This is a genomic window from Streptomyces sp. NBC_00203 (genome assembly GCF_045206325.1).
Lineage (GTDB): Bacteria > Actinomycetota > Actinomycetes > Streptomycetales > Streptomycetaceae > Streptomyces > Streptomyces lutosisoli.
In genome coordinates, this window is record NZ_CP108126.1 from 8,394,514 (window position 1) to 8,419,464 (window position 24,951).

General features: G+C 70.8%; 19 protein-coding genes. 12 read left to right on the forward strand and 7 right to left on the reverse strand.

Features of this window, described 5'->3' with window-relative positions; translation table 11 throughout:
- Positions 1-221: 221 nt before the first annotated feature.
- The 8 genes from OG975_RS37320 to OG975_RS37355 all read left to right on the forward strand — a co-directional run bounded on the left by OG975_RS37320 (position 222) and on the right by OG975_RS37355 (position 10,471).
- The gene (locus OG975_RS37320; RefSeq protein WP_406333861.1) at positions 222-1,709 is read left to right on the forward strand and encodes a cellulose binding domain-containing protein; all 1,488 of its coding nucleotides are present in this window, start codon (positions 222-224) and stop codon (positions 1,707-1,709) included.
- Between the two features lie 169 nt (positions 1,710-1,878).
- On the forward strand, positions 1,879-3,105 hold the full coding sequence (locus OG975_RS37325) for an ROK family protein (RefSeq protein WP_406333862.1): 1,227 nt from the start codon (positions 1,879-1,881) through the stop codon (positions 3,103-3,105).
- Positions 3,102-4,199 carry a mandelate racemase/muconate lactonizing enzyme family protein gene (locus tag OG975_RS37330; protein ID WP_406333863.1) on the forward strand — a complete coding sequence of 366 codons (1,098 nt, stop codon included), beginning with the start codon at positions 3,102-3,104 and terminating at the stop codon, positions 4,197-4,199. The genes OG975_RS37325 and OG975_RS37330 overlap by 4 nt, the downstream gene beginning before the upstream one ends.
- A gap of 76 nt (positions 4,200-4,275) precedes the next feature.
- Entirely contained in the window at positions 4,276-5,862 is a 1,587-nt protein-coding gene (locus OG975_RS37335) for an ABC transporter substrate-binding protein (RefSeq protein WP_406333864.1), read from the forward strand.
- Between the two features lie 5 nt (positions 5,863-5,867).
- Positions 5,868-6,812, forward strand: coding sequence for an ABC transporter permease (locus tag OG975_RS37340; RefSeq protein ID WP_406333865.1), 945 nt, complete (start codon positions 5,868-5,870; stop codon positions 6,810-6,812).
- Positions 6,809-7,675, forward strand: coding sequence for an ABC transporter permease (locus tag OG975_RS37345; RefSeq protein WP_406333866.1), 867 nt, complete (start codon positions 6,809-6,811; stop codon positions 7,673-7,675). The genes OG975_RS37340 and OG975_RS37345 overlap by 4 nt, the downstream gene beginning before the upstream one ends.
- Entirely contained in the window at positions 7,672-8,445 is a 774-nt protein-coding gene (locus OG975_RS37350) for an SDR family NAD(P)-dependent oxidoreductase (protein ID WP_406333867.1), read from the forward strand. Before OG975_RS37345 ends, OG975_RS37350 begins: the two co-directional genes overlap by 4 nt.
- A 91-nt stretch (positions 8,446-8,536) precedes the next feature.
- On the forward strand, positions 8,537-10,471 hold the full coding sequence (locus tag OG975_RS37355; protein ID WP_406333868.1) for a right-handed parallel beta-helix repeat-containing protein: 1,935 nt from the start codon (positions 8,537-8,539) through the stop codon (positions 10,469-10,471).
- A 57-nt stretch (positions 10,472-10,528) separates the two neighbouring features.
- Here OG975_RS37355 and OG975_RS37360 read toward each other — a convergent pair whose 3' ends face one another.
- The 4 genes from OG975_RS37360 to OG975_RS37375 form a co-directional block, all read right to left on the reverse strand.
- A complete protein-coding gene (locus tag OG975_RS37360) occupies positions 10,529-12,274 on the reverse strand; it encodes a carboxylesterase/lipase family protein (protein ID WP_406333869.1) in 1,746 nt (581 codons plus the stop codon).
- Positions 12,275-12,573: 299 nt separating this feature from the next.
- Entirely contained in the window at positions 12,574-13,575 is a 1,002-nt protein-coding gene (locus OG975_RS37365; protein WP_406333870.1) for an ABC transporter substrate-binding protein, read from the reverse strand.
- 68 nt (positions 13,576-13,643) lie between these two features.
- Positions 13,644-14,705 (reverse strand): ABC transporter permease, encoded by a 1,062-nt coding sequence (locus OG975_RS37370; RefSeq protein WP_406333872.1) that lies wholly within the window; start codon positions 14,703-14,705, stop codon positions 13,644-13,646.
- Positions 14,702-15,559, reverse strand: a complete 858-nt coding sequence (locus OG975_RS37375; protein WP_406333874.1) for an ATP-binding cassette domain-containing protein — start codon at positions 15,557-15,559, stop codon at positions 14,702-14,704. Before OG975_RS37375 ends, OG975_RS37370 begins: the two co-directional genes overlap by 4 nt.
- A 168-nt stretch (positions 15,560-15,727) precedes the next feature.
- Between OG975_RS37375 and OG975_RS37380 the strand changes: the two genes are divergently transcribed.
- The 3 genes from OG975_RS37380 (at position 15,728) to OG975_RS37390 (ending at position 19,935) form a co-directional block, all read left to right on the forward strand.
- Positions 15,728-16,726, forward strand: a complete 999-nt coding sequence (locus tag OG975_RS37380) for a LacI family DNA-binding transcriptional regulator (protein ID WP_406333876.1) — start codon at positions 15,728-15,730, stop codon at positions 16,724-16,726.
- A 326-nt stretch (positions 16,727-17,052) separates the two neighbouring features.
- Complete coding sequence (rsgA, locus tag OG975_RS37385) at positions 17,053-18,168, forward strand: ribosome small subunit-dependent GTPase A (RefSeq protein WP_406333877.1); 1,116 nt, start codon at positions 17,053-17,055, stop codon at positions 18,166-18,168.
- A 243-nt stretch (positions 18,169-18,411) separates the two neighbouring features.
- Positions 18,412-19,935 carry a DNA-3-methyladenine glycosylase 2 family protein gene (locus tag OG975_RS37390; RefSeq protein WP_406333878.1) on the forward strand — a complete coding sequence of 508 codons (1,524 nt, stop codon included), beginning with the start codon at positions 18,412-18,414 and terminating at the stop codon, positions 19,933-19,935.
- Here OG975_RS37390 and OG975_RS37395 read toward each other — a convergent pair.
- Together OG975_RS37395 and OG975_RS37400 are read right to left on the reverse strand one after the other, a co-directional pair.
- On the reverse strand, positions 19,932-20,672 hold the full coding sequence (locus tag OG975_RS37395; RefSeq protein WP_406333879.1) for a Type 1 glutamine amidotransferase-like domain-containing protein: 741 nt from the start codon (positions 20,670-20,672) through the stop codon (positions 19,932-19,934). The two genes, OG975_RS37390 and OG975_RS37395, sit on opposite strands and share 4 nt — an antisense overlap.
- A gap of 146 nt (positions 20,673-20,818) precedes the next feature.
- Entirely contained in the window at positions 20,819-21,187 is a 369-nt protein-coding gene (locus OG975_RS37400; RefSeq protein ID WP_406333880.1) for a PPOX class F420-dependent oxidoreductase, read from the reverse strand.
- A 140-nt stretch (positions 21,188-21,327) separates the two neighbouring features.
- Between OG975_RS37400 and OG975_RS37405 the strand changes: the two genes are divergently transcribed.
- Positions 21,328-22,578 (forward strand): SGNH/GDSL hydrolase family protein, encoded by a 1,251-nt coding sequence (locus tag OG975_RS37405; RefSeq protein WP_406333882.1) that lies wholly within the window; start codon positions 21,328-21,330, stop codon positions 22,576-22,578.
- On the opposite strand, the gene OG975_RS37410 is transcribed toward OG975_RS37405, so the two are convergent.
- Positions 22,575-24,875 carry a glycosyl hydrolase family 95 catalytic domain-containing protein gene (locus OG975_RS37410; RefSeq protein WP_406333883.1) on the reverse strand — a complete coding sequence of 767 codons (2,301 nt, stop codon included), beginning with the start codon at positions 24,873-24,875 and terminating at the stop codon, positions 22,575-22,577. The genes OG975_RS37405 and OG975_RS37410 overlap by 4 nt on opposite strands.
- Between the last annotated feature and the right edge of the window lie 76 nt (positions 24,876-24,951).

Below are 24,951 nucleotides of genomic sequence, written 5' to 3' on the forward strand. Positions count from 1 at the left end.
AGCAAGTCCGGAGCAAGGCCGAAGTCCTGGACCGCATCGCCCGGTTGCCCCGGCGGAGCAACCGCTTGCCGCATCATTTGAATACGTCGCTTGTCAGTTGTGTGGGAACCGTGAAAGGCTCGGGCCCCGTCGTGAGAGACGGGCCCCAACTCTCTTGTGTGGACGGCGAGTTGGGCATTGCATGACTTTGCACATGGAAGCAGTGGATGCAGGAGCCCCCCATGCCTGACCTGCCGACCCCTCAGGACGCCGCCGAGGCCGCGCTGTTCTCGGAGTGCTGGGACGCGGTCCTGTCGTACGCCGATCTGTGCACGTCCGGTTCCGCCGCGGCCTCCCAGCTGGCCACCGAGGCGTTCACGCACGGCATCCATGAGGCGCGCGCGGCCGCCGAGGGAACGAAGAGTACCGGCCGCAGGACTCCCCGCCTGCCCCGGATTCCCTTGCTGCTGACGTCGGTTCGCACCACGGCCGCCGCCTGGGAGGCGCACGGGCAGGGCCACCGGCTCGACCCCGACCTCAGGCTGTGGCTCAACTCCGAGAAGGCCGCCCGCTACACCGGTCCGCCGCTGCACCGCCCGCTCGCGCTGCGCGGCCTCAGGGACATGCAGGAACCGGACGCGGCGCTGCTGTGGCTCGCCGAGGTCGAGGCGCTGCCGCTGCCCGCGGTGGCCCGGCGGCTCGGCCTCGACCCGACTGCCGCCGCCGAGGAACTCGCCCAGGTACGTGCGCTGTTCAGGGACCGGTGCCATCGCAACCACCTCGACACGCCGATGGACGCCAACTGCCGCAGCTACGCCCGGCTCCTCGACGCGGTGACCCGCTCGCCCGGCGCCGAGACGCCCGAGGACCTGTCCCGGCATCTCGCCCGGTGCGTCGAGTGCGCGGAGGCGGCCGCCTGTCTGCGGCTGCACGGCGGCGGGCTGCCCTCGGCGCTCGCGGGCGGGGTGATCGGCTGGGGCGGACTCGCCTATCTGGAGCGCCGGCGCCGGGCCGCCGAGGCGGGTCTGGCGGGCGGACGTACGGACGCGGCCGTGGACACGGGGCTCGCCGAGGGCAAAGTGACCGGGCCCCGGATCGGCCGGACCGGGCTCCTGGTCGCGGCCGTCATCGTGTCGGCGCTGGCGCTCACCGTCTCGCTGATGCCCTTCGACGGCGCGGGCGGCGGCGGGAGTGCCGACGCGCGCGGCGACTCGGCGGACCGGCAACCCGTCGCGGACCCGGGCGTTTCGTCCCCCTCGGCCACCACACGCCCCGCGGGCACGCTGGTGTCGCCCGAACCGTCGGAGTCGGCGAACGGCTCCGAGACGAAACCCGACCCCGAACCCCAGGGCACCTCCACGTCCCCCGCCCACGAGACGGACGACTCGGCGGGTCCCACGCACAGCGCGTCGTCCTCCTGCGAGGTGACCTACGAGATCGTCAACCAGTGGCCGGACGGCTTCCAGGCGAGTGTCACCGTCACCTCCGTCAAGGCGCTCGACGGCTGGAGCGTCGCCTGGACCTTCCACGACGGCCAGCGAGTCAGCCAGATGTGGGACGGCACCTTCGTCCAGAACGACTCCCGGGTGACCGCCACCGCCGCCGACTACAACAAGTCCGTCGCCGCCGGCGGATCCTTCGCCGTCGGGTTCCTCGCCTCCTGGCACGACGGGAACTCGGTTCCGAAGAACTTCACGCTGAACGGCGGGAGTTGTACGAGCGCGGGCTGAGCGCTCTGTCGTAAGCACGGACCCGGCGGTGGCTTCCACCGCCGGGTCCGTCGCGTTGTCCATCGTCCCGTCCACTGTCCACTGGGCGAGACATTCCACGGGAGCTGTTGCGTGCCGTTCGCGAGTGACTTAATTTCTGAAATTAAGTCACCGAGTTGAGGGGGGAACGATGCGAGCCGAAGGCATGCGCCGGGGCAACGCTTCGGCGGTACTGCGTGCCGTGCTCGCGGAGGGGCCGCTCTCGCGGGCCGACATCGCGCGCGGTACGGGCCTCTCGGCGCCCAGCGTCACCAAGCTCACCGCCGTCCTGATCGAGGCGGGAGTACTGCGCGAGGAAGCACCGCTGGAGGCCACGCAGGGGCGACCCCGTGTGCCGGTCGGCGTCGACCCGTTCGGGCCCGCCGCCCTCGGCGTTCATATCGGCCTGCTGCGTACGACGCTCGGGCTCGTCGCCCTCGACGGCACCGTTGTCTCCCAGCGCGTCCTCGACCACGACGCGCCCGCCGACGGCGGCCTCGACCCGCGCCGCATCGCCGAGCAGGCCGTTCAGGGGGCCCGGGAGTTCGTCGCCGACCGGCTCGGCGGACGCCGGCTGCTCGGCACCGGGATCAGCCTCGGCGGCTGGGTGGACGGCGACGCGGGCACCGTCGTCGAACACAGCGCCCTGGGCTGGAGCGACGTATGCCTCCTCGATCTGCTGGACGGGCGGCTGCCCGGACCCGTGATGCTCGACCAGAACGTCCGGGCCGCGGCTCGCGCGGAGCTGTGGTTCGGCGCCGGACGCGAGGTCGACGACTTCGTGTACGTCTTCTTCGGCAACATCCTCGGCGCCGCCGTGGTCGTCGACCGCTCCGTGCACCGCGGACCCGGCGCGGCGGCCGGCGGCATCGAACACCTCCCGGTGAGCGGCGAGTCGAGCACCGCCTGCCCCTGCTGCGGCGCCGCCTGCCTCTCGGCGGTCGCCAGCGACGCCGTCCTGGTGGAGCGGGCCCGTGCGGAGGGCATCCTGTCCGCGTCCGACGAACACCTCCCGCTGGAGCGCCTCATCGCCGCCGCGCGCCCCGCCGGGTCCGGCTCCGGCGACCTGCGTGCCCAGGAACTGCTGCGCACCCGCGCCCGGCACGCGGGACGCGCCGTGGCGACCGTCGTCGATCTGCTCAACCCGAGCCGTGTCGTCCTCGCGGGCGGAATCGTCGCCGCCGACGAGTATCTGACGGACCTGCGCGAAGAGGTCGCCGACCGTGTACACCGCGGCTGGAGCGCCACCGAACGCATCGTGACCAGCACCTTCGGCTCCGGCACCCTCGTCGTCGCTTCCGCGATGCCCCTGCTGGAGGGCGTCTACCAGGACCCGATCGCACTGCTCGGCCCCGACGCACGGGGGGTCGCGTCGTGAGCCCCGCGCAGGAGGAGAGCTGGGAGCTGTTCCGGATCGCCGTGAGCCCGCGCACCGAGTGGCTGGTGCTGCGGGTCGGCGGACCGGACGGCGATCACGGGTACGGGGAGTGCTCGGACGCCGGTCCGACCGAAACCGTGGTCCGCGAACTCGACCGGTTTGTACGGGAGTTCGGAACGGATGGGCTTCACTCGGGCGACGACTTCGCCGCCATCACCGTACGCGGCGGCATCGAGCAGGCCCGCCTGGACCTGACCGCCCGCCGCGCCGACGTACCGCTGCGGAAGCTGATCCTGGGTCAGGATGCGGTGAGCTCGGTCGAGTTGTACGCCAACATCAACCGCGCCCCCGGCGGCCGCACCCCGCACGAAGTCGCCGCGACCGCCGAGGCCGCCGTCCTGGACGGCTTCACTGCCGTGAAACTCGCCCCGTTCGACACCCCGGACGCCGACGGACGGCGCACCCTCGCCGCGATCGGCCTGGAGCGCGTACGGGCCGTGCGCGAGGCGGTCGGTGCCGATGTCGACGTGATGGTGGACGCCCATGAGCGCCTCGGCCTCGACGAACTCACCCCACTTCTGGGCCCGTTCGAGGAGCTGGGCCTGTACTGGCTGGAGGACGGCGTCGGCATAGGCCGCCCGGGCGAACTGGCCGAGCTGCGCTCCCGCACCCGACTCCCGCTCGCCGGAGGTGAGTTCGTGCACCGTAGCGACGAGGTCGACGCCGTACGCGGACTCCTCGACGTACTGCTGCCCGATGTGAAGCACGCGGGCGGTCCACGTGCCGCACTCGATCTCGCCCACCGGACCGGGGGCATGGCGCGCATTTCGTTCCACAACCCCTCGGGCCCGGTCGCCACCCTGCACGCCGCACACCTCGCGCCCCTCGACGCGGCGGTGGCGGAGCGCCTGGAGTACGCGTACGGCGAGGTCGCCTGGCGCTCCGACGTCGTGCACGGCGCCGAACTGGTCCGGCGGGGCCGGCTCACCGTGCCGGACGCCCCCGGCATCGGCCTTGAACTCGACACCGATCACCCGGCGGTCACCCGGGTGTGGAGCGGACGCCTCGCACCGCGCCCCTCCTGTTGTCGCTGACCGCTGACCCCTCGCCACGCACTTTCGCAGCTTCCGGCCGCCGCTCATCTCCCTTTCTGCCACCCGGAGTTCCGCCATGCCCTCGTACAGCAACCCCCGTACGCCCGAAAGACTCGCCATCTCCCGCCGCAGACTGCTCGCCGCGATCGGTGCCGGAGGCGCCCTGCTCGCCGTCCCGGCCTGCCGCAGTGCCGCCGACGAGAGCGGGAAGTCGTCAGGAGCGGCCACCAAGGGCGGCACGCTGAAGATCGCGCAGTCCGCCGACATCGCGCCCGCCACGCTCTTCGGCCAGAACAACCCGAACTTCACGCTCGCCCGTACGGTCTTCAACACGCTGACCGAGTACGACCACAAGACGCTTCAGCCCAAGCCGTCGCTCGCCGAGTCCTGGACCGAGGCGAAGGACGGCACGTCGATCACCCTGAAGCTCCGCCAGGGCGTCACCTTCCACAGCGGGCGTGCCTTCACCTCCGCGGATGTCGCCTTCGCCATCGAGAACCTGCGGAAGGACACCACCGCCTCCCAGCTCAAGCACGTCGCGCTCGCCATCGAGAAGATCGACCAGAGCGACGAGCACACCGTCACGCTGCACCTGGCGCACCCGGTCAGCAACCTCTTCGACCTCTTCGAGATCCTCCTCATCGTCGACAAGGAGTCGATCGACGAACTGCTCAAGGGCACGAAGATCATCGGCACCGGCCCGTTCAAGGTCGCCGACTACACGCCCGGCACCGGCTTCCAGCTCAAGCGCAACGACGCGTACTGGAAGAAGGGCGTCCCGCTGCTCGACGCCGTCGAGGTGTCGGTCGTCAGCCAGTCGCCGTCGATGGTCTCGTCCCTGCGCTCCGGCGGCACCCACCTCCTCGTCGACGTCGCCCCGCTCGACGCGGCCTCCATCAAGAACGACGACCAGTTCGAGGTCACCGTCTCCGACGCCCACGACTCCGGCTTCTACGTCGCTTCCAACGTCAAGGTGAAGCCCCTCGACGACAAGCGCGTCCGCCAGGCGATCGCCTGGGCCGTCGACCGCGAGCGCATCCTCAGCCAGGTCCTCGGCGGCATCGGCACGGTCACCTCCCTCCCCTGGGCGACGAGTTCACCCGCGTACGACAAGACGAAGGCCGCCCACTACAGCCGCGACCTGAAGAAAGCCAAGGCGCTCATCAAGGCCGCCGGAGCGGGCGGCAAGACCGTCAAGGTCGTCTACAATGCCGGCCTCGCCACCAACGCGAAGATCGCCGAGATCGTGCAGTACGACCTCACCCAGCTCGGCCTCAAGGCGAAGGCCGAACCTCTCCAGGCCGCCGACTTCCTCGCCCAGCTCCAGGCGGGCGAACTGCCGGGCCTGTTCATCAACGGCCACGGCTTCGGCCAGCTGCACCCGGCCACCCTCGTCAAGGGCGCCTTCCCCTTCAACGCCGACAAGAACGCCTCCAACTTCGACAGCGACGCATACCGCACACTTGCCGACCAGCTGTGGCAGGCCACCGAGGAGAGCGAGGCCAAGAAGGCCGCCGACGCGCTCAACGACCTGCTCCTGGAAGAGCAGTTCGTCTCCGACCTGGTCGCGAGCTCGCACACCTTCACCCGCTCCAAGAAGGTCCAGGGCCTCAACTGGACGATGTACGACTACCTCGACCTCGACCAGACCTCGATCGGCTGACCGTCATGCTCCGCTACGCGACTCGGCGGGTGCCGTCCGCCCTGCTGGTGCTGCTCGTGGCGTCCGTGCTGGTGTTCGGTGTCCTCCGGCTCGCGCCGGGGGACCCGGCCGTCGTCCTCGCGGGCCCGGACGCCTCACCCGCCACGGTCGCCGAGGTCCGGGCCTCGCTCGGCCTCGACGCATCGCTGCCCGTCCAGTACGGGACCTGGCTCACCGGCGTCCTCACCGGCGACCTCGGCACCTCCTTCATCCTCGGCGCGCCGATCGCCCAACTGATCGGCCACGGCCTCGGCAACACCCTCGAACTCACCGCCGCCGCACTGCTGTTGGCGCTGATCGGCGGAGGCGCGGCGGGCATCGTCCTCGGCACGGCCCGCCGCGCGCGCCTGCTGACCGCCGCGGTGAACCTGGCGCTCGCCGTCCCGCCGTACGTCACCGGCGTCCTGCTCGTCCTCGTCTTCGCCGTCACCTTCCGGGTGCTGCCCGCCTCCGGACACGAGTCGCTGCTCGCCGACCCGGTGATCGGCGTGCAGTATCTGCTGCTGCCCGCCCTCTGCCTGGCGCTGCCCACCGGCGCGGTCCTCGCCCGCTTCCTCGCGGCCTCCCTGCGCAGATCCCGGCAGGAGGACTTCGTCCGCACCGGCCGCGCCAAGGGCGTCTCCGAGCGATGGCTGCTGGCCCGCCATGTGCTGCCGGGCGCGCTGCCCCCGGTCGTCACCGTCCTCGGCATCCAGATCGGACAGCTGCTCGGCGGAGCCATCGTGGTGGAGGCCGTCTACGCCTGGCCGGGGGTGGGGCAGCTGCTGCTCCAGGCGGTCCTGAGCCGCGACTACCTGCTCGTCCAGGACCTGCTGCTGTTCGCGGTCGCTGTGTTCGTGGTGCTCCAGACCCTCACGGACCTGGTGCAGGCCGGGCTCGATCCCAGGGTGCGGATCGGGGGCTCCGTATGACCGCCGTTCCGGCTGTACGGGTACGGGGACGCGCATGGACACGGGTCCGGCGCGCCGTCAGCTCCCGCGCGCTCAGTGCGCCCGGCGCCCGCTGGGGTCTCGCCCTGGTCGTCCTGCTGGTCCTGCTCGGGGCGGCCGCCCCCCTGCTCACCGGGCACTCCCCGCTCACCCAGGGCCCCGACGCGCTGGCCGCGCCGAGCGGTGAACACCCGCTCGGCACCGACGAGTTCGGCCGCGACCTGCTCAGCCGCACGCTGTACGGGATCCGGCTCGACCTGCTCGTCGCCTTCACCGCGGTCCCGCTCGGCGCGGTCGCCGGTATCGGCCTGGGGCTGCTGTGCGCCCTGCACCCGTCGCTCGACGTCGTCCTGCAACGTGCCTTCGACGTCATGCTGGCCTTCACCGCCCTGATCCTCGGCGTCACCCTCGCCGCGATCCTCGGCCCGGGCACGGCCGCCGTCTTCTGGACCGTCGCCGGTGTCAACATCCCCCTCTTCGGCCGGATCACCCGCGACGCCGTCCGCGTCGAGAGGGACCGCGAGTACGTCCTGGCGGCCGTGGCCCTCGGCGCCCGGCGCCTGCGGATTCTGCTCGGCGACATCCTGCCCAACATCCTCGACGCCCTCGTCGTCCAGGCAGCGCTCTCCCTCTCCACGGCCGTCTTCGTCGAGGGCGCGATGAGCTTCGTGGGCATCGGCGTCACCCCTCCCACCCCCTCACTCGGCGCGTTGCTGCGCACCAGCGTCTCCTTCCTCGCCGACAATCCCGCCTACGCACTCGGACCGATCACCGTCGTCGTGGGCCTCGTCATCGGCTTCAACCTCCTCGCCGACGGACTGAACAAGGGATTGCTCAAACGATGACCACAGACGCCGACACGACCACCGACGCCACCGCCGGCATGTCCCATGGATCCACCGCTGTCGTCACCGGCGCCGCCCGGGGCATCGGGCACGCCATCGCCGTCGAGCTCGCCGCCCGTGGGCACGTGGTCGTCGCCGTCGACATCCTGGAGTCCGTACGGAAGACGGCGACCGAGCGGATCCGCCCTGTCGTCGTCGACCTCACCGACCCCGACGCCCCCGGCCGCGTACTCGACGGAGTCGCACCGGACATCCTGGTCAACTGCGCCTTCGCCGAGGAGCGTTCACCCCTTCTCGACGCCACGGAGTTCGGCTGGGCGCTCACCTTCGACGTGAGCCTGCACGCGGCCGTCCGGCTCTCGCGGGCCTTCGCCGACCGCCTCATCACCGACGGACGGCCGGGGTCGATCGTCAACATCGCCTCCGTCCATGCCCAGTTCGCGGCGACCGGGTTCGGCGCGTACTCCGCCGCCAAGGCCGGGCTCGTCGCCTTCACCCGTACCGCCGCGCTCGAATGGGGCCCGCACGGCATCCGCGTCAACGCGGTCGCGCCGGGGCACGTCATGGTCGAGCGCAATGCCCAACTAGCCGACGACCCCGAGGAGTTCGCCGCCCGAGTCCGGCCCTATCCACTGCGCCGGGCCGGTCTGCCGCACGAGGTGGCCCGGGCCGTCGCGTTTCTCGCCGGGGACGACGCCTCGTTCGTCACCGGTGCCGTTCTGCCCGTCGACGGCGGTCTGTCCGCCCGTATCCCGGAGGCCAACCTCTGATGTTCCGCACCCGATGTAGCCGTCCCCGTCCCCGTCTCCGCAGCACCTCCGTCCCCATCCCCTTCCCCGCCGTCTCCCACGGAGTCCCTCCATGCGATCGCGCAGCACCGCCCTGCTCATAGGCCTGGCGGCCCTCGCCGCCGGCCTCGTCGCCACCCCCGCCGAGGCCGCCTCGACGACGTACTACGTCGACTGCTCGGCCGCCGCGGGCGGCACCGGCAGCTCCTCCTCCCCGTTCAACTCCCTGACCTCGGTCAACGCCCTCACGCTCACCGCCGGCGACCAGGTACTCCTCCAGCGCGGCACCGCCTGCTCCGGGCAGCTCGCCCCGAAGGCCACCGGGACCGCCGCCGCGCCGGTCGTCATCGGCGCCTACGGCAGCGGAGACCGGCCCGCGATCATGGCGGACGGCGCCACCAACGCCGTACTCCTCGACAACACCCCCTACACCACGGTCCAGGACCTGGAGTTGACCGCCGACGGCGACAACACGGCGTATCGGCGCGGGGTTTATGTGTACGCCGCCGACGCGGGCGTCGTCAGCGGCATCACGCTGCGGCGGCTCGACATCCACGACGTACGCGGTGTGCTGCCCGCGACCGTGAGCGGCAACTACCACGGCACCGGCAAGTACGCGAACGCCACCGGCGGCATCGTCATCGAAGCCCAGGGCACCACCACACCCACGGCCTTCGCGAACACGAGCATCCTCGACAACGAGATCCACTCCGTGGACCGCGAGGGCATCTACACCTGGTCCAACTGGTGCAAGCGGACCCAGCTCGCCGCCTTCTGGCAGGACTCCCTGTGCTTCGCCGACTGGAAGGCCTCGACCGGGCTGGTCGTCCGCGGCAACGACCTGCGCGACATCGGCGGCGACGGCATCGTCGCCAAGGGCCAGGACGGCGCCCTCGTCGAGCACAACCAGGTCACCGGTTTCAACGAGCGCGCGGGCAGCGTCAACATCGGCATCTGGACCGCCAACAGCGACAACGGCCTCTTCCAGTACAACGAGGTGTCGGGGGGCAACACCACCAGCGACGGCCAGTCGTACGACGTCGACCACTCGACCAAGGGCACGACCTTCCAGTACAACCTCTCCCACGACAACGACGGCGGCTTCTTCCTCCTCTGCCCGTACGACACACCGGTCTCGGACTTCGTCATCCGGGACAACATCTCGATCAACGACCGCACCCGCACGTTCCAGGTCTGCTCGGGCCAGATCGACAACGGCCAGATCTACAACAACACCATCAGCGTGGGCAGCGGACTGAGCCCGGTGTTCCTCACCGAGTCCACCTCCGCGACTCTCGATCTGGCCTTCACCGACAACATCGTGCGGAAGACCGGCAGCGGTTCCGTCAGCTGGAACTTCTCCGATTCCAACGTCACCTTCGACCACAACGCCTTCTACGGCGTAACCGCACCGACCGGCGCCACCAACACGGTGACCACGGCCCCGGGCCTCGTCGCCCCCGGCACCCGCGACCCCCACGGCTACCGCCTGATCACGGGATACGGCACGCTCGGCACCGGCGCGGTCGTCTCCGGCAACGGGGGACTGGACTACTACGGCAACACGGTCTCGGCCACGGCCGCCCCGAACATCGGCGCGTACAACGGAGGCGGTACGACCACTCCCGTACTGACCGACCTCTTCGACACCCTCTCGTCCAGCTGGACGGTGACCGGTACGGCATCCGCCACCGCCGACCCGTCGGGCGACCTCGGCAACTCCGCGAAGCTCACGGGGACTTCGGCCCTCACCCGGGCAGTCGGCGGCACCACCACGCGCCGCGTCTCCGCCCTCGTGCGCTCCGACTCCGCGTCGGCGCCCGTGGTCGTCGAGGTCCTCGACTCCGCGGGCACGGTGGTGGCCACCGCCGCGCAGTCCGACACCACGGCCGGTGAATGGCACCGCGTGGAGCTGTCCGCGCCGTCGACGGCCACGACGGTGCGGGTGCGGGCGACGTCGAGCGGGGCGTCGTACGTGGATGACGTGATCGTGCAGCCCGTCGGCTGACGCGCCGAAGGTCCCGGCCGCTGGGAGGGGGCCGAGACCTTCGCCGTTGTCCGCCGGTCAGTACGCCGTCGTCTGCGACCGCAGATAGTCCTTCAGGAAGGTGTACTTGGCGTCGGTGTCCGCTGCGGGGAGGGGCGCGAAGTGGTCGCCGAGCTCCATCGACTGCGGCTTCGCCGAGCGCAGGGCGGGCCAGTCGGGCAGGGACTGGCGGCCGCCGTGGCTGTTGGGGTTACCGGTTGCCGCGAAGTTCGCCACGTACGAGGAGGTGGTGTCGGCGATCGCGTAGTCCTCCTCGGTCCAGGGCCGGTCAGTGCCGTAGAGGTTGCCGAAGAGGTAGTACTTCTCCGCACCGTGATACGCGCCCGCACCGTTCGCGGGCTCGATCGGGTTGGTGGTGTCCGAGCCCGGGGGAACGTGGGTCCACCAGTAGTTGTAGACCGGGCTCCGGTTCCCGGCGGTCTCCTTGAACTGCGTGCCCCACAGGAGCGTGGAGACGCGTTCCTCGTCCCGCGCGTAGTTGTTGTACTGCTGTGCCGCCTCCGCGTCGGTGGCGGCCGGGTAGAGCGCGAGGAAGTCCGCCGCCCGGTCGCCGAACGTGGACGCGGCGTATGCCTGGAACTGGGCGACCGTCATCGTGAGGGTCGGCGAGGCGCCGTTCTCGTCCTTGTTGTTGCCGGTGAGGACCGGGACGTCGTACTCGGATCCGGAAACCATCGCGTCCGTGTACGTCGTCGGCAGTACGTAACCGTCGAGGACGTTCCCGAAGGTGGTGCCGGCGGCCGGGGCGCCGGACGCGTAGACCTTCGAGACGATCTCGTCCGCGGTCAGCGCCCGCAGGCCGGCGGTCGAGGAGGCGCCCATGTACGCGGCGAACGCGGTGCCGTTCGCCTCGGCGGTGGCCAACGGCGCGTATCCGCCCGCCACATGGCCGAGCGTCGGGTCCTTGGTGTACTGGACCCCGGCCGCGAGGAGAGCCCGGTGATACAGACCCCGGGCGAGCCGCGAGATCATGAGGATGTTGACGAACGACGAGCCGTGCGACCAGCCGCCAATCGTCACCCGGTCCGGGTCACCGCCGAACGCGGCGATGTTCTGCTTGATCCACTTCAGCACCGCCACGGTGTCCTGCACGCCCCAGTTGCCGGAGCCGCCGTGTCCGGACTCCGCGCTCAGCCCGGGGTGGGCGAGGTTGCCGAAGGCGCCGACGCGGTGGTTGTAGGTGACGACGACCGTGCCCTTGGCCGCCAGGTTGGCGCCGTCGTAGACCGGCTGCGAGGCCCACATGGCGCTGTTGCGCCCGCCGTAGATCCAGACGAAGACCGGGCGGCGCTCGCGCGAAGAGGCCGCTCCCGTCCAGATGTTGAGGTTCAGGCAGTCCTCGCTCAGCGCAGGCACCTTGTCGGCGGCGATGCCCGTGACGGGCTGCGGGCAGGCGGCGCCCCAGGTGTCCGCCTTGCGGACGCCCTTCCAGGACGGGGCCGGCTGCGGCGGACGCCAGCGATTGACGCCGGCGGTGGTGGCGGCGTAGGGGATGCCCTTGTAGACGGTGACGCCGTCGAGGGCGGCCGGGGCGCCGGTCACCAGACCGGACTCCGTGCGCACCGGCCGGTCGGCGTCGAGCTCGGAACTCCTGGAACTCTCGGGGCTGTTGGAACCTTGAGAACTCTTGGAGGCGGCCGAGGCGGGGGCGGTCTCCAGGCCGCCGAGCAGCGCGGCACCGGCCGCGGCACCGGCGGTGCGGCCGAGGAAGCCGCGGCGGCCGAGCTCGGTCGCGGCGGGGGTGGGGGGTTGGACGTCACGCAAGCTCACAGAGTCTCCCGGTCGGCAGAGGGGATGAACGATTCGCGTGCACGGCGCTGTGCGCGGGCCCGCCTGCGAATGAGTCGCCTCATGCTGTGCCGGGTCTCAGGGGTCGACAAGAATCACGGCAGCAACTCACAGTGTTCAACCGGGGAACTTAGGTTGCATGCCACACGGGTTGACAGTTCAGATGGTGAAGGCGCAGGGGCTTCAGGGCGCTCAGACACACCGGGTGGACCCGCCGGAGGAGCGGAAGAGCGGGGTCCACCCGGTCGCTGCGTGCCGGTCAGGCTGTGTGCCGGTCAGCAGCCCGACTTGTAGAAGTACTTGCTGACCGCCGGTTCGTTCATGTTGGCCTTGGTGATGGCGACCATGTTGGTGCCGACCGACTTGCTGACGGTCTTGCCCTCGAAGGCAGCGGCGAGCTGGTCGACGGCCTCCTTGCCGATCGCCGCCGGATCCTGGGCGACCAGGACCTGGAGGGTGCCCGCCTTGAGCGCGGCGATCTCGTCGGGCTCGGCGTCGAAGGCGGCGACCTTCACGGTGCCCTGCTTGCCGGCCTGCTTGAGGCCGGTGGCGATACCCTGGCCGGTGTTGGTGTTGCCCGCGAAGACGCCCCCCAGATCGGGGTGGGCCGCCAGCGTCGACTGGATCTGGGAGGCGGCGGTGGCCGGCAGGTCGTTGTCGTAGAGGGTGGGCAGCAGCTTGATCTTCGGGTACTTGGCCATCTCCTCGGTGAAGCCCTTGATCCGGGCGTCGGTGGTGGAGACGCCGGGCTTGACGCTGATCACGATGGCCGAGCCCTTCTCGTTCATCAGCTTGGCCAGCGCGTCGGCGGCCACCCGTCCGCCCTTCTCGTTGTCGGACGAGATGCGGGTGATGCCGATCGACGAGTCGGTGACCGTGGTGTCCACCAGGGCGACCTTGGTCCCGGACGACTGGATCTGCTTGAGCGACGGGGTGAGCGCGGCGGTGTCGACCGGAGAGATCATCAGCCCGTCGGGCCGGGCCGCCGCGACGGAGTCGAGGAGGGGACGCTGGACCGACACGTCCCACTGCGCGGAACCGTCGGCGGTGAAGTCCATGCCCTTGGCCTTGGCCTCCGTCTGCGCGGCGCAGGTCATGGTGATGTAGAAGGGATCGCTCTTCACGCCGGTGATCAGCCTGACCTTCTTGCCGGCGGCGCCGCCGGCCGACCCCGAACTTCCGCTGTCGCTCGACGAGCTGCATGCGGCGGCACCGGCGAGGGCCAGTACAGTGCTCGCGGCGACCAGGACCCTGCGCTTGCTGCGAATGCTCGGCATAACGGTGTTCTCCTTAGCGTGGGCTTGCTGTTTCGGCACACGTGGGGTGTGGGAGGGGGCAGGGGTGGTCATGCGCGCTCTCGGGTTCTCCTGCGCATCTGGTCGATGTAGACGGCCGCGACCAGCACGACGCCCACCGCCACGTCCTGCCAGTACTGCTGGACGCCGATGACGATCAGTCCGGTGGTGAGCACGGCGGGGATGAACACGCCGATCACGGTGCCCACCACCGATCCGCGCCCGCCGAACAGGCTGGTGCCGCCGAGGACCACCGCGGTGATCACCTTCAGGTTGTCGGTGGAGTGCCCGGCGATGGATGTCGTGCCGTAGGAGGCCAGCCACATCACCGCGCCCAGTCCGGCCAGCAGGCCCATCAGCCCGTACACCTTGATCAGGTGCCGCCCCACCGGGATGCCCGCGCGGCGTACGGCGGTCGGGTTGGAGCCGATCGCCAGGGTGTAGTTGCCGAACCTCGTACCGCCGAGGAGCGCGCCGAACAGGGCGGTGACCACCGCGGCGAGGATCACCATCCACGGGATGCCGAGCACTTTGCCGAAGCCGAGGCTGTTCTGCAGGTGGGCGGCGGACGCACCGGCCGGATCCTGGCCGCCTGTGGCGAGTTCGGCCAGCCCCAGCGCCGCGCCCAGACCGCCGAGCGTCACGATGAGCGGGGGCACCTTCCCGGTCGCCACCACCGCTCCCTGCAACGCGCCCCAAACGGTGCCGACGGCAAGAGCGATCAGGACGCAGACCGCGACCGTGCCCCAGCCGGCGGTGGGCCCGCCGTGGTGGACGTTGTATTCGCCCGCGGCCACCGCGGCCAGGACCAGGACCGAGCCGATCGACAGGTCGATGCCCGCGGTGATGATCACGTACGTCATGCCGACACCGAGAACCACGTAGATGGCCGCGTTGACGGCGATCTGCGTGAGGTTGTACGTGGTGAAGAACTTGCCGGGAGCGGCGATGGTGAAGAACGCGACCAGCGCCATGAGGATCAGAAAAGTCCACAGTTCACTGATCGAGGCAGCCCGGCGCAGCCACGGGGGTACGGCGATCTTTCCGTCGGCGGATCGGTGCGGATCCCGCACCGGCGCGGCCGACTGGATGTCCTGGCTGTCGGCGGTCATCGCCCGTCCTCCGATTCCGTAGGCTCCGTCGATTCCGTCGCACCGGCTGGGTCTGCCGGGCCTGCCGGGCCGGAGGCTCCGTTCGTCGGCGCGGTGCCGTCCAGCGATCCGGTCATGGCCCCGACGAGTTCCTCGATCGTGGTGTCGGCCGCGGTGAACGAGGCGACCCGTCGGCCCAGCCGCAGCACCTCGACCCGGTCCGCAACCGACAGCACCTCGGGCATGTTGTGGCTGATCAGCACCACGCAGATGCCCTGGTCGGCGACCCTCCGCACGGTCTCCAGGACGCGGGCGCGCTGCACGACACCCAGAGCGGCGGTCGGCTCGTCCATGAAGATGACCTTGTTGGCGAACGCGACCGCCCGCGCCACGGCCACGGACTGACGCTGGCCTCCCGACAACGTTGTCACAGCTGCCGTCACGTCCTTGAGTTCGACGCCGAGTTCGGCGAACGCCTTGACCGCCCGCCGTCGCATCGCGGGTCGGTCGAGGACGCCCAGGCGGCCGAGGATGCCACCGCGGACAAGTTCTCTGCCGAGGTACAGATTGGCCGCCGCGTCCAGATCGGGCGCCAGTGAAAGATCCTGGTAGACGGTCTCAACGCCGTGGCGCTGCGCCTCCATTGGCCCGCTGAACCGGACCGACGCCCCGTCCAGGCGGACTTCGCCGCCGTCAGGGGCGATCACGCCCGAAAGGACGTTCACCAAAGTCGACTTGCCGGCGCCGTTGTCGCCGATCAGCGCTACGACCTCTCCGGGGTACGCCGTGAAATCGGCGCCCTGGAGCGCCTGGACATGGCCGAAACGCTTGACCACGCCGTGTGCCGTGAGAAGTGGTTCCCTTGCAGAGGCCATGTGGTGCCTTCGGGTTGGTATCGTTAACAGCTCGTCGATTCTGGGAGGCCCGTGGGTGGGCGTCAAGGGTCGGGTACGAACGGGAAGTTGCGCGGACACCTTCGGTGCGTCACTCCCGGTCGCACCGGCTGAGATCTGGGAGGACGCGGCGTGGCCACGCGGCCCAGGATGAAAGACGTAGCCGCGGAAGCGGGCGTCAGCGTGATGACGGTGTCCCGGGTCGTCAACGGCGATGCGGGTGTGGCGCCTTTGACCGCCGCGCGAGTGGAGGCCGCGGTCCGCAAGCTGGGCTACCAGCGCGACGACGTGGCCCGACAGCTGCGCCGCACCGATCAGTTGAGCCAGACCATCGGGCTGATGGTCGACAACGTCGCCGACCCCTTCATGGCCGCCGTCGCGTCGGCCGCCGAGGACGTCGCCCGCCAGCGCGGCAGCATGGTGCTCATCGGCTCCAGCCGTGCCGACGTCCGCCGGGAACAGGAGGTCATCGAGACCTTCACCGCTCGCCGCGTCGACGGACTGATCCTCATCCCGGCCGCGGGCAGCCACCGCTTCCTGCGCTCGGCCCAGGCACAGGGGACCAAGATCGTGTGCGTGGACAGGGCGGCACCCGGCCTGGACGCGGACGCCGTGGTGGTGGACAACTTCGGCGCGGTGAAGGAGGCCGTCCACCACCTGATCGCGCACGGCCACCGCCGCATCGCCTACGTCGGCGACAAGCCGGAGATCTGGACCTTCGGCGAACGCCACCGGGGCTACCGGGCCGCGCTGGAGGCCGCGGGCATCGACGCGGACCCGGCGATCGTCCGGCACGGACTGAGGTCGGGCCCGGAAGCCGCCCGGGCCGTCACCCAGATCCTCTCCTCGCCCGAGCCCCCCACGGCGATACTGGCCGGCAACGAAGTCCTCGCGTTCGGGGTGCTGGCCGTCCTGCCCCCCGACATTGCGTTTCTCAGCTTCGACGACTTCGCCCTGGCCGCGCAGCTGACTCCGCCGGTCACCGTCATCGCCCAGGACCCGGTCGCGCTCGCGACGAGCGCCGCTCATCTCCTGTTCGCCCGCATCCACGGGGACACGTCCCCGCCCCGCACCGTCGTCATGCCCACCGAACTGATCCCGCGAGGGTCGGGGGAGATACCGGGGCCCCACGCGCCGTACGGGCGTTGAAGTCGATGGGGAAGCAGGGCGGGGCGACTTGGGGGAGATCCGCGACAAGAGCTTGGGGGAGTCCGAGACAAGAGGACCGGGGAGCACGGTAATTCGGTGGCACCCCGGTCCGGATGTCTCTATCTTGAGTGTCGTTCGCACGGCGGCGGTGGCTGCCGCTGTCTGCCGAGTGAGGAAGGGGAGGTGTGACCGTGATGACTGTCTCTGTGATGGGCGCTGCCCGCATCCCGAAGTTCATCAAGTCCACCTCCGTGGCCGCCGGCTGACCTTCCTCTTCCTACGCGCCGAAGCGCGCGTGCCGGGGCCGCCCTTGTGAAGGGTCTCCCTTGACTTCCAGCTCTGCCTTTTCTGTCTCTTCTGTCTCTTCCGCGCTCGCTCCCTATGGCTGGGACGACGCATGGGCGGACGAGTTCGCCCCGTACGCCTCCGAAGGGCTGATCGCCGGACGCGTGATCCGGGTCGACCGCGGTCAGTGCGACGTGGTCACCGCCGACGGGGTCATGCGTGCGGACACCGCGTTCGTGACGCCGCACGATCCGCTGCGGGTCGTGTGCACCGGTGACTGGGTCGCCGTCGAACCCGCGGGCAACCCGCGCTATGTACGGACGTATCTGCCGCGCCGTACCGCCTTCGTGCGCTCCACCTCCTCCAAGCGGTCAGAGGGGCAGATCCTCGCCGCCAACGTCGACTACGCGGTCGTGGCCGTGTCGCTCGCCGTGGAACTCGACCTCGGCCGCATCGAACGCTTCCTCGCCCTGGCCTGGGAGTCCGGTGCGCAGCCGGTGGTCGTGCTCAGCAAGGCCGACCTCGTGCCGGACGCGGTGACGCTCGGGTATCTCGTCCAGGACGTCGAGACGACGGCGCCGGGTGTGGCGGTGCTGCCGGTCAGCTCCACGACCGGGGAGGGCCTTGATGTCCTTGAGGCCGTCCTCGCCGGGGGTACGTCCGTGCTCCTCGGGCAGTCCGGGGCCGGCAAGTCCACCCTCGCCAACGCGTTGCTCGGTGAGGACGTCATGGATGTGCAGGCCACGCGCGACATGGACGGCAAGGGACGGCACACCACGACCACCCGCAACCTTCTCGCCCTGCCGGGCGGCGGTGTCCTCATCGACACGCCGGGGCTGCGCGGTGTCGGTCTCTGGGATGCCGAGACCGGGGTCGGGCAGGTCTTCTCCGAGATCGAGGAGCTTGCCGCCGATTGCCGCTTCCATGACTGCGCGCATGTCGCGGAGCCCGGGTGCGCTGTGATCGCGGCCGCTGAGTCCGGTGCGCTTCCGGAACGCCGGCTTGAGAGTTACCGCAAGCTGCTGAGGGAGAACCAGCGGATCGTTGCCAAGACCGATGCGCGGGTGCGGGCCGAGATTCGGCGGGACTGGAAGCGGAAGGGGGCGGAGGGGCGGGCCGCGATGGAGGCCAAGCGGGGACGTTGGCACCAGGCCTGAGCACGGGCTTCTTTCGCCCCCGCCGCCCCTACCCGTCCCATCCCTACCTGGGGGCTGCGCCCCCAGACCCCCCGGGTTGTTCGTCGGCTGCGGGTGGGTGGGGGCTGGTCGCGCAGTTCCCCGCGCCCCTGAGGGCTCGGGGCTGCGCCCCGTCGCCCCCGGCCCGCCCCCGGTCTTTCGTCTTTAGGGGCGCGGGGAACTGCGCGACCAGCCCCCACCGGCCCGCAGCCAAAGAACAACGCGATGTCCGATTTCCGCCAGCCCAGCGGCAGGCGACCCCGCACAATGGATGGTGTGATCGTCGAAGACACCAGATACGAGGCCGTGCGGAGCCGGGACGCCCGGTTCGACGGGGAGTTCTTCTTCGCCGTCGAGACGACGGGGATCTACTGCAGGCCGAGCTGCCCCGCGGTGACGCCGAAGCGGCAGAACGTGCGGTTCTACGCGACGGCCGCCGCGGCGCAGAGCTCGGGTTTCCGGGCCTGCCGCAGATGCCGCCCGGACGCCGCGCCGGGCTCGGCGGAGTGGAATGTACGGGCCGACGTGGTCGGTCGGGCGATGCGTCTGATCGGTGACGGCGTCGTCGACCGCGAGGGTGTCGGAGGCCTCGCGGGGCGCCTCGGGTACAGCGCCCGCCAGGTGCAGCGGCAGCTGACCGCGGAGGTCGGCGCGGGCCCCGTGGCGCTGGCCCGCGCTCAGCGTGCCCATACCGCTCGGGTACTGCTCCAGACCACCGGCCTCCCGATCACGCAGATCGCGTTCGCGGCCGGGTTCGCCAGCGTGCGGCAGTTCAACGACACGATCCGCGCGGTGTACGCGTCGACACCGAGCGAGCTGCGCGCCGCCGCCCCGCGCACCGGCGCGGGTGCCCGGCGCGCGGCCACTCCCACCGCCGGGATCCCGCTTCGGCTCGCCTATCGGGGGCCGTATCAGACCACCGCCGTCTTCGACCTTCTCGCCGGCGAGGCGATCGCCGGGGTCGAGGACGTCGGCGGCACCCGCGGGCGCCGTATGTACCGGCGCACACTCCGGCTCCCGTACGGCACGGGAATCGTGGCGGTGGACGAGCGCCCGGGCGGCGGCACGGGCCGGTCCGCGGCCGGGCGCGCGCCCGTCGGAGCCGGCGCCGCACACCCCGGTGGCTGGCTCGACGCCCGGCTGCATCTCACCGATCTCCGGGATCTGACCACCGCCGTGCAGCGGCTGCGCCGGCTGTTCGATCTCGACGCCGATCCGTATGCCGTCGACGAGCGGCTGGGGGCAGATCCGCGGCTGGGGCCGCTGGTCGTGGCGCGTCCGGGGCTGCGTTCGCCGGGCGCCGCCGATCCGGACGAGCTGGCGGTGCGTGCGCTGGTGGGGCAGGCGGAGGCCGAGCGGCTGGTGGCGCGGTACGGGAAGGTGCTGGACGCCCCGTGCGGCACGCTCACCCATGTGTTCCCGGAAGCGGCCGTGCTCGCGGAGGCGGAGCCGGACGGCACCCTCGGTGCGCTGACCGCCGCCCTCGCCGACGGCACCCTGCGGCTCGACGCGGGCGCCGACCGCGACGACGCCCAGGAGGCGCTGCTCGCGCTGCCCGGCATGGACGCGGGCACCGCCGCGGTCATTCGTACCCGGGCGCTCGGCGACCCGGATGTGGCACCGCCCGGCGAGGGCGTTCCGGATACCTGGCGCCCGTGGCGGTCCTACGCGGTACAACACCTCGGGGCGGCAGGGGAGTTGGAGGGGAGCGGTTCGAACTGGTCCCGCGAGTCCCGCGAGTCCCGCTAATCCCGCGGTGACGGCAACACGCGCGGCTCGATGCGCTCCTCGACCGCCGAGTCCCCCTCGCGCCTGACCACGTACGCGCCCTTGCCCGGTATCTCCGTGACTGCCTCGACGAGTTCGGTGCCCCGGTACACCAGCCCCACCCCGTCGTCCGTGCAGTGGGTGACGGGCAGCGTGCCGTCGGCGACGAGCCGGTGGACCAGGGGGCGGCGGCCCTGGTCGCTGTCGTAGTGGACGCCGTTGCCGTACGGCAGATATCCGAGCCCGTCGGTGAGCGGGCGCAGTTCGGGTCCGAAGGAGTCCGTGGTGCCGCCCTGGAACCAGCAGATCGACCCGGCGCTCACCCCGCTGAGCACGACCCCGGCCTCCCACGCGCGCCGGAAGACCGCGTCGAGTCCGTGGACACGCCATACGGCGAGCAGGTTCGCCGCCGAGCCGCCCATGACCCAGACGACGTCCTGTTCGAGTACCGAGCTCTCGATGTCCTTGAGGTTCGGCATGGGGAAGAGGTGGAGGGGGGTGAGGTCGAAACCGGCCACGCGGGCCGCCTCGCTCATCCGGGTGGTGAAGTGTTCGGCGTCGCCGATCGCCGTGCCGACGTACAGGACGCGGGGGCGACGCCCTTGGACGTCGGCCAGGTCCACGGCGTGGTGGACGAGCGCGTCGAAGGTCACCCGGGTCCGGTCTCCGAGGCGGTGACCACCCGAAGTGGCCAGGATGGTGGGTTCCGTGGCGGTCATGGTCGGTGACCCTACCAAGCCGTCGACGACTCCTGATCTTCGCCACCTTGCGCGGTCGCCGTCCACGATTTCTGATCTCCGCCACCCTTTAATGGCCGTCACCTTCAATGGCCGCCACCTTCAACGGCCGTCGTTCACACGGCCGTTCAGTCCTCCATCCCCCAGCTGTGGATCCGCTTCGGGTGGATGCGGATCAGCTCCTCGCTGAAGTGCGGACCCAACTCATGAGGTCCCGTGAGGAGTTCGGCCTCACCCCGGATGTCGATACCCCGTACCTTCCACGGCCGGACACTGACGATGTCGTCGACGACCAGGGCGACCTTCGGGTTCTTCAGCAGGTTGCGCCACTTCTTCGTGGCGCCCATCGAGTAGCCGCCGATCAGGATCGTCCCGTCCTCCTGCGGGAAGAAGCCGACCGGGTTCGCCTGTGGCTGTCCCTGGGGGTCGACGGTGGCCAGCCGTCCCAGCCGCTGCGACTTCAGGTACGCACGCTCGGCCTCGCTGAATTCGGTCATGACAGCAGCCAAACACTCCCGGGCCCGCACCGCATCGGGTCCTGGTCCTAGGTCCAGGGGAGGAGCGGGGTCCCGTAGGGGTGCGGCCAATGGTGTGACAGTGCGTTGCGGGGGCCGGCGGGCAGGGAAGCCATGCCCCCATGACCCGCGCGATCAAGGTCCGGTACGTCCTCGCCACCCTGGTGACCACCGTGATTCTCACCCCGCCGACCGCGATCGCCGACGCGGAGTCCGCGCCCGTGGACCGTACCGCCACCGCGCAGACCTGGACCGGCACGTGGGAGGCCGCCGCCTCCGGCACCACCCCCGCGCTGCCCGGCGCCTCGCTCCGCAATGTCGTGCACACCAGCGTCGGCGGCCGCGCCGCACGCGTCCGCATCTCCAACCGGCTCGGCACGAGACCGCTCCAACTCGGCGCCGTCACCCTCGCGTTGCAGCAGCCGGGCGCGCCGGGGAGCCCGAGGGCCGTCGCGGGCTCGATGCGTACGGTCACGTTCGCCGGCGCCGGGTCCGTGACGATTCCCGCCGGCAGAGACCTGGTCAGCGATTCCGTCGCTGTCCCTGTCCCCGCCGACTCCAACCTCCTGATCTCGCTGCACACCCCCGCCGACTCGGGCCCGGCGACCTACCACCGTTCCGCCCTCCAGGCCAACTTCCTTGCCCGCAAGGGAAATCGGACCGCCCAGGAAAGCGGCACCGCGTACACCGCGACGCTCGGCAACTGGTACTACGTGACCGGCGTCGACGTACTCGGCGCACCGGCCGTGGGTAGCGTGGTCGCGCTCGGCGACTCCCTCACCGACGGCACCGGCTCGACGTTCAGCGCCAACCACCGCTGGCCCGACCGGCTCGCCGACCGCCTCCGCGGCCTCCCGCCGTACCGCAGACTCGGCGTCCTCAACGCGGGAATCGCCGGAAACCGCGTCCTGCTCGAAGGCCGCGGCCCCAGCGCCCTGTCCCGCCTCGACGCCGATGTCCTCTCCCGCACCGGCGTACGCGCGGTGATCGTGATGGAGGGCATCAACGACATCAAGGGCACGCCGGAGCAGAGGGACCCGGGCACGCTGGAGGACGCGTACCGCGGCATCGTGCGCCACGCCCACGCCCGCGGCATCCGCGTCATCGGCGCCACGATCACTCCGTACGGCGGCCACCAGGCGTATACGCGGGCCCGCGAGGCCGTACGGCAGGCCGTCAACGCCGTCATCCGCACGCGCGGTCTCTTCGACGAGGTCGCGGACTTCGACGCCACCGTCCGCGACCCGTCCCACCCGAACCGCATCCTCCCCGCCTACGACCCCGGCGACCACCTCCACTTCAACGACGCGGGCATGAAGGCGCTGGCCGACACCATCGACCTGACGACCCTCGCCCCCGAGGAGACGCGCTAGGCGGGCAGCCCCCACCTGGGCGCCGGCTCGTTCGCCGGCACGGGCGCGACGGTGAGGTCCGGGCGGTCGCCCTTCGCCGTGATCAGCGCCGACTCGCCCTTCCGCAGGGCCACTTGGATCACCCCGCCGCCTGTCTCCTCGTACCGCAGCGGCCGCCCCCGCCCGTCCCGCACATCGACCGTTCCCGCGATGCCATGCCGTACGACACAGGGCGCGCCCGCCTCGCTGACCAGCCGGACCCAGCGGGTGACCCCGCCCTCGCGTACCGCGCTGAGCAGAAAGGCACCCTGCGTGCGGAAGTTGTGGACCGTCAGGTCCGCCCAGGCGGCGGGCAGCGCCGGGAAGACGCGGACGACGCCACCCCACGACTGGCAGACCATGTCGTGCAGGGACTGGGCGGCCGAGAGCGGGGTCTCGATGACCGGGCCCGACTCCTTGTACATGGTGTTGGCCTGGATGAAGCGGGTCATCAGCTCGCCGAGGTACTGGAGTGCGTCCTCGCCCTTGCCGAGCAGCGCGGACATCGACGCGGCGCCGGTGAAGGTATAGCCCTGGAGCGCGCCCTCGAAGCCGACCCAGTGCGCCAACGACCTTTCGATCAGGGCCCGTTCGTCGGGGGTGCGGCCCGTCAGCTCGTACAGCGGGTACACCGCGAGCAGATGCGAGTAGTGGCGGTGCGACTTCGCGAAGGGAATGTCCGCGCCGATCATGAAGCCGTTCGCGTCGGTCGGATACGCCACCCGCTTGGCCAGTACCTCCCGCCAGCCCGGCGCCAACTCGTCGTCGATGCCGAGGAGTTCGGCCGACTCCAGCAGGGTCCGGCAGCCCCAGGTCAGCAGCATCAGGTCGTAGTTGCAGTCGCGGGTGTTGCCGCCGTACTCGGGCGAGAAGGTGGCCGGGAGGTGCAGTCTGCTGTCCGTACCCGGCTCCAGGAAGTGCAGGTAGTAGTTGACCGCCTTGCGGAGGAGGGGGAAGAGGACGTCGCGGAGGATCGACTCGTCCATGGTGTGGCGGTAGCTGAGCCAGACGTTGTGCAGCGCCCAAGTGAGGTTGCCGACCTCGGGGGTTGGAGGGTCCTGGCCCGGGATACCGACGCCGTAGCCGGTGAGAGTGCCCGCCGCGCCGTTGACGAGCTGCGGGTCCGTGGTACGCGGGATGCCGAGCGAGTCGGCACGGTACCCGGACGACACCTCCTTCGACAGATTGTCCCGGAACTCGCTCAACGCCCTGGTCACCGCGTCGAGTTCGAGATGATTCGAGCCGTGGATCAGCCAGTACTCCAGCTGCACGTTGAGGTTCCACCACGTGTTGGGCCACGGCGTGGACTCCAGCCAGGGACCGCTGGTGGCCATCACGGGCGCGTCCCGGCGGGCGGCCGCAGCCGTCTTGTACAGCTGGATCCAGTAGAAGCGCTGGATGCGCGCGTCGGGGAGGGAGAGGAAGCTCTTGCGGAAGTAGGCGTGCCACCAGTCGCGATGGGTCCGCGCCAGCCGGTCGTACGGTGACGCCGATGCCTCGCGCACGGCGGCGAGCGCCCGGCCCAGCGCCGTGGACCTCGGGTACGAGTGCGCGACGTGGACGTACAGCGTCCGTGTCGCGCCCTGTGTCCGCTCCCGCCACGCCGTCACGTGCTGTCCGCCCGACAGCAGGGTCTGTACGGCGGCGGAGACGCCGTCGTGCTCGGCGACCTCGGCGGGCGGGTTGCCCCGGTAGCCCTCCGGCAGCGGTTTGAAGGCGGCGCGCGGGCTGATCGCGTCCGCCGGATGGAACACCCACCGGAAGTCGCGCTCGCCCTCGCTCGGTGTCACCTCCACGGCGAGGACCGAGCGGGAGTTGTGCACCAGGGCGCGGAACGTGAGCGTGCCCCGGTCCGTGGTCAGCGTGCCGGTCAGCTCGGCGTCGCGCAGCCCGAGGCGCCAGTCCAGACCGGTGATGACGCCCACCGGTTCCAGCGTGAAGTGGCCGATGGGCAGGCGCGCGAGCCCGAAGAGCGAGCCGAACTCGGGGCGGTGGTCCTGCACCTCGGAGTGCTGCACATTGAAGCGCACGGCGCTGGTCTCGGCGCCCGGCTCGGCGTAGATCCCCGAGCCGAGGAAGCCGTTGCCGAGGTACGGACCCTCGTACCAGGTCGTCGGCATGCGCTGCCAGACCAGATCGGCGTCGTCGAGGACCGTCTTCCAGGGGTCCGCGTCGGGCTGCGCGCCCGCGGAGGCCTGCGCGGGTACGCCCGCGGCGAGCAGCGCCCCTCCCAGGGCCGTTCCGGTGGCGAGGACGGTACGTCTGGACGGGCTGGGCATGCGGGTGCCTCCAGGCGGCTCAGGCGAGTGCGATTCATCGGAGCTATCCCGCGATGCAACGTAGAGAAGAGGTTTC

Bases quoted from the DNA above. Each gene is read 5' to 3' on its own strand.
- OG975_RS37355 (WP_406333868.1), top strand. From the start codon at position 8,537: ATGCGATCGCGCAGCACCGCCCTGCTCATAGGCCTGGCGGCCCTCGCC.
- OG975_RS37350 (WP_406333867.1), top strand. From the start codon at position 7,672: ATGACCACAGACGCCGACACGACCACCGACGCCACCGCCGGCATGTCC.
- OG975_RS37340 (WP_406333865.1), top strand. From the start codon at position 5,868: ATGCTCCGCTACGCGACTCGGCGGGTGCCGTCCGCCCTGCTGGTGCTG.
- OG975_RS37380 (WP_406333876.1), top strand. From the start codon at position 15,728: ATGAAAGACGTAGCCGCGGAAGCGGGCGTCAGCGTGATGACGGTGTCC.
- OG975_RS37345 (WP_406333866.1), top strand. From the start codon at position 6,809: ATGACCGCCGTTCCGGCTGTACGGGTACGGGGACGCGCATGGACACGG.
- OG975_RS37390 (WP_406333878.1), top strand. From the start codon at position 18,412: ATGTCCGATTTCCGCCAGCCCAGCGGCAGGCGACCCCGCACAATGGAT.
- OG975_RS37375 (WP_406333874.1), bottom strand. From the start codon at position 15,559: ATGGCCTCTGCAAGGGAACCACTTCTCACGGCACACGGCGTGGTCAAG.
- OG975_RS37410 (WP_406333883.1), bottom strand. From the start codon at position 24,875: ATGCCCAGCCCGTCCAGACGTACCGTCCTCGCCACCGGAACGGCCCTG.
- OG975_RS37400 (WP_406333880.1), bottom strand. From the start codon at position 21,187: ATGACCGAATTCAGCGAGGCCGAGCGTGCGTACCTGAAGTCGCAGCGG.
- OG975_RS37405 (WP_406333882.1), top strand. From the start codon at position 21,328: ATGACCCGCGCGATCAAGGTCCGGTACGTCCTCGCCACCCTGGTGACC.
- OG975_RS37335 (WP_406333864.1), top strand. From the start codon at position 4,276: ATGCCCTCGTACAGCAACCCCCGTACGCCCGAAAGACTCGCCATCTCC.
- OG975_RS37370 (WP_406333872.1), bottom strand. From the start codon at position 14,705: ATGACCGCCGACAGCCAGGACATCCAGTCGGCCGCGCCGGTGCGGGAT.
- OG975_RS37320 (WP_406333861.1), top strand. From the start codon at position 222: ATGCCTGACCTGCCGACCCCTCAGGACGCCGCCGAGGCCGCGCTGTTC.
- OG975_RS37325 (WP_406333862.1), top strand. From the start codon at position 1,879: ATGCGAGCCGAAGGCATGCGCCGGGGCAACGCTTCGGCGGTACTGCGT.
- OG975_RS37395 (WP_406333879.1), bottom strand. From the start codon at position 20,672: ATGACCGCCACGGAACCCACCATCCTGGCCACTTCGGGTGGTCACCGC.
- OG975_RS37365 (WP_406333870.1), bottom strand. From the start codon at position 13,575: ATGCCGAGCATTCGCAGCAAGCGCAGGGTCCTGGTCGCCGCGAGCACT.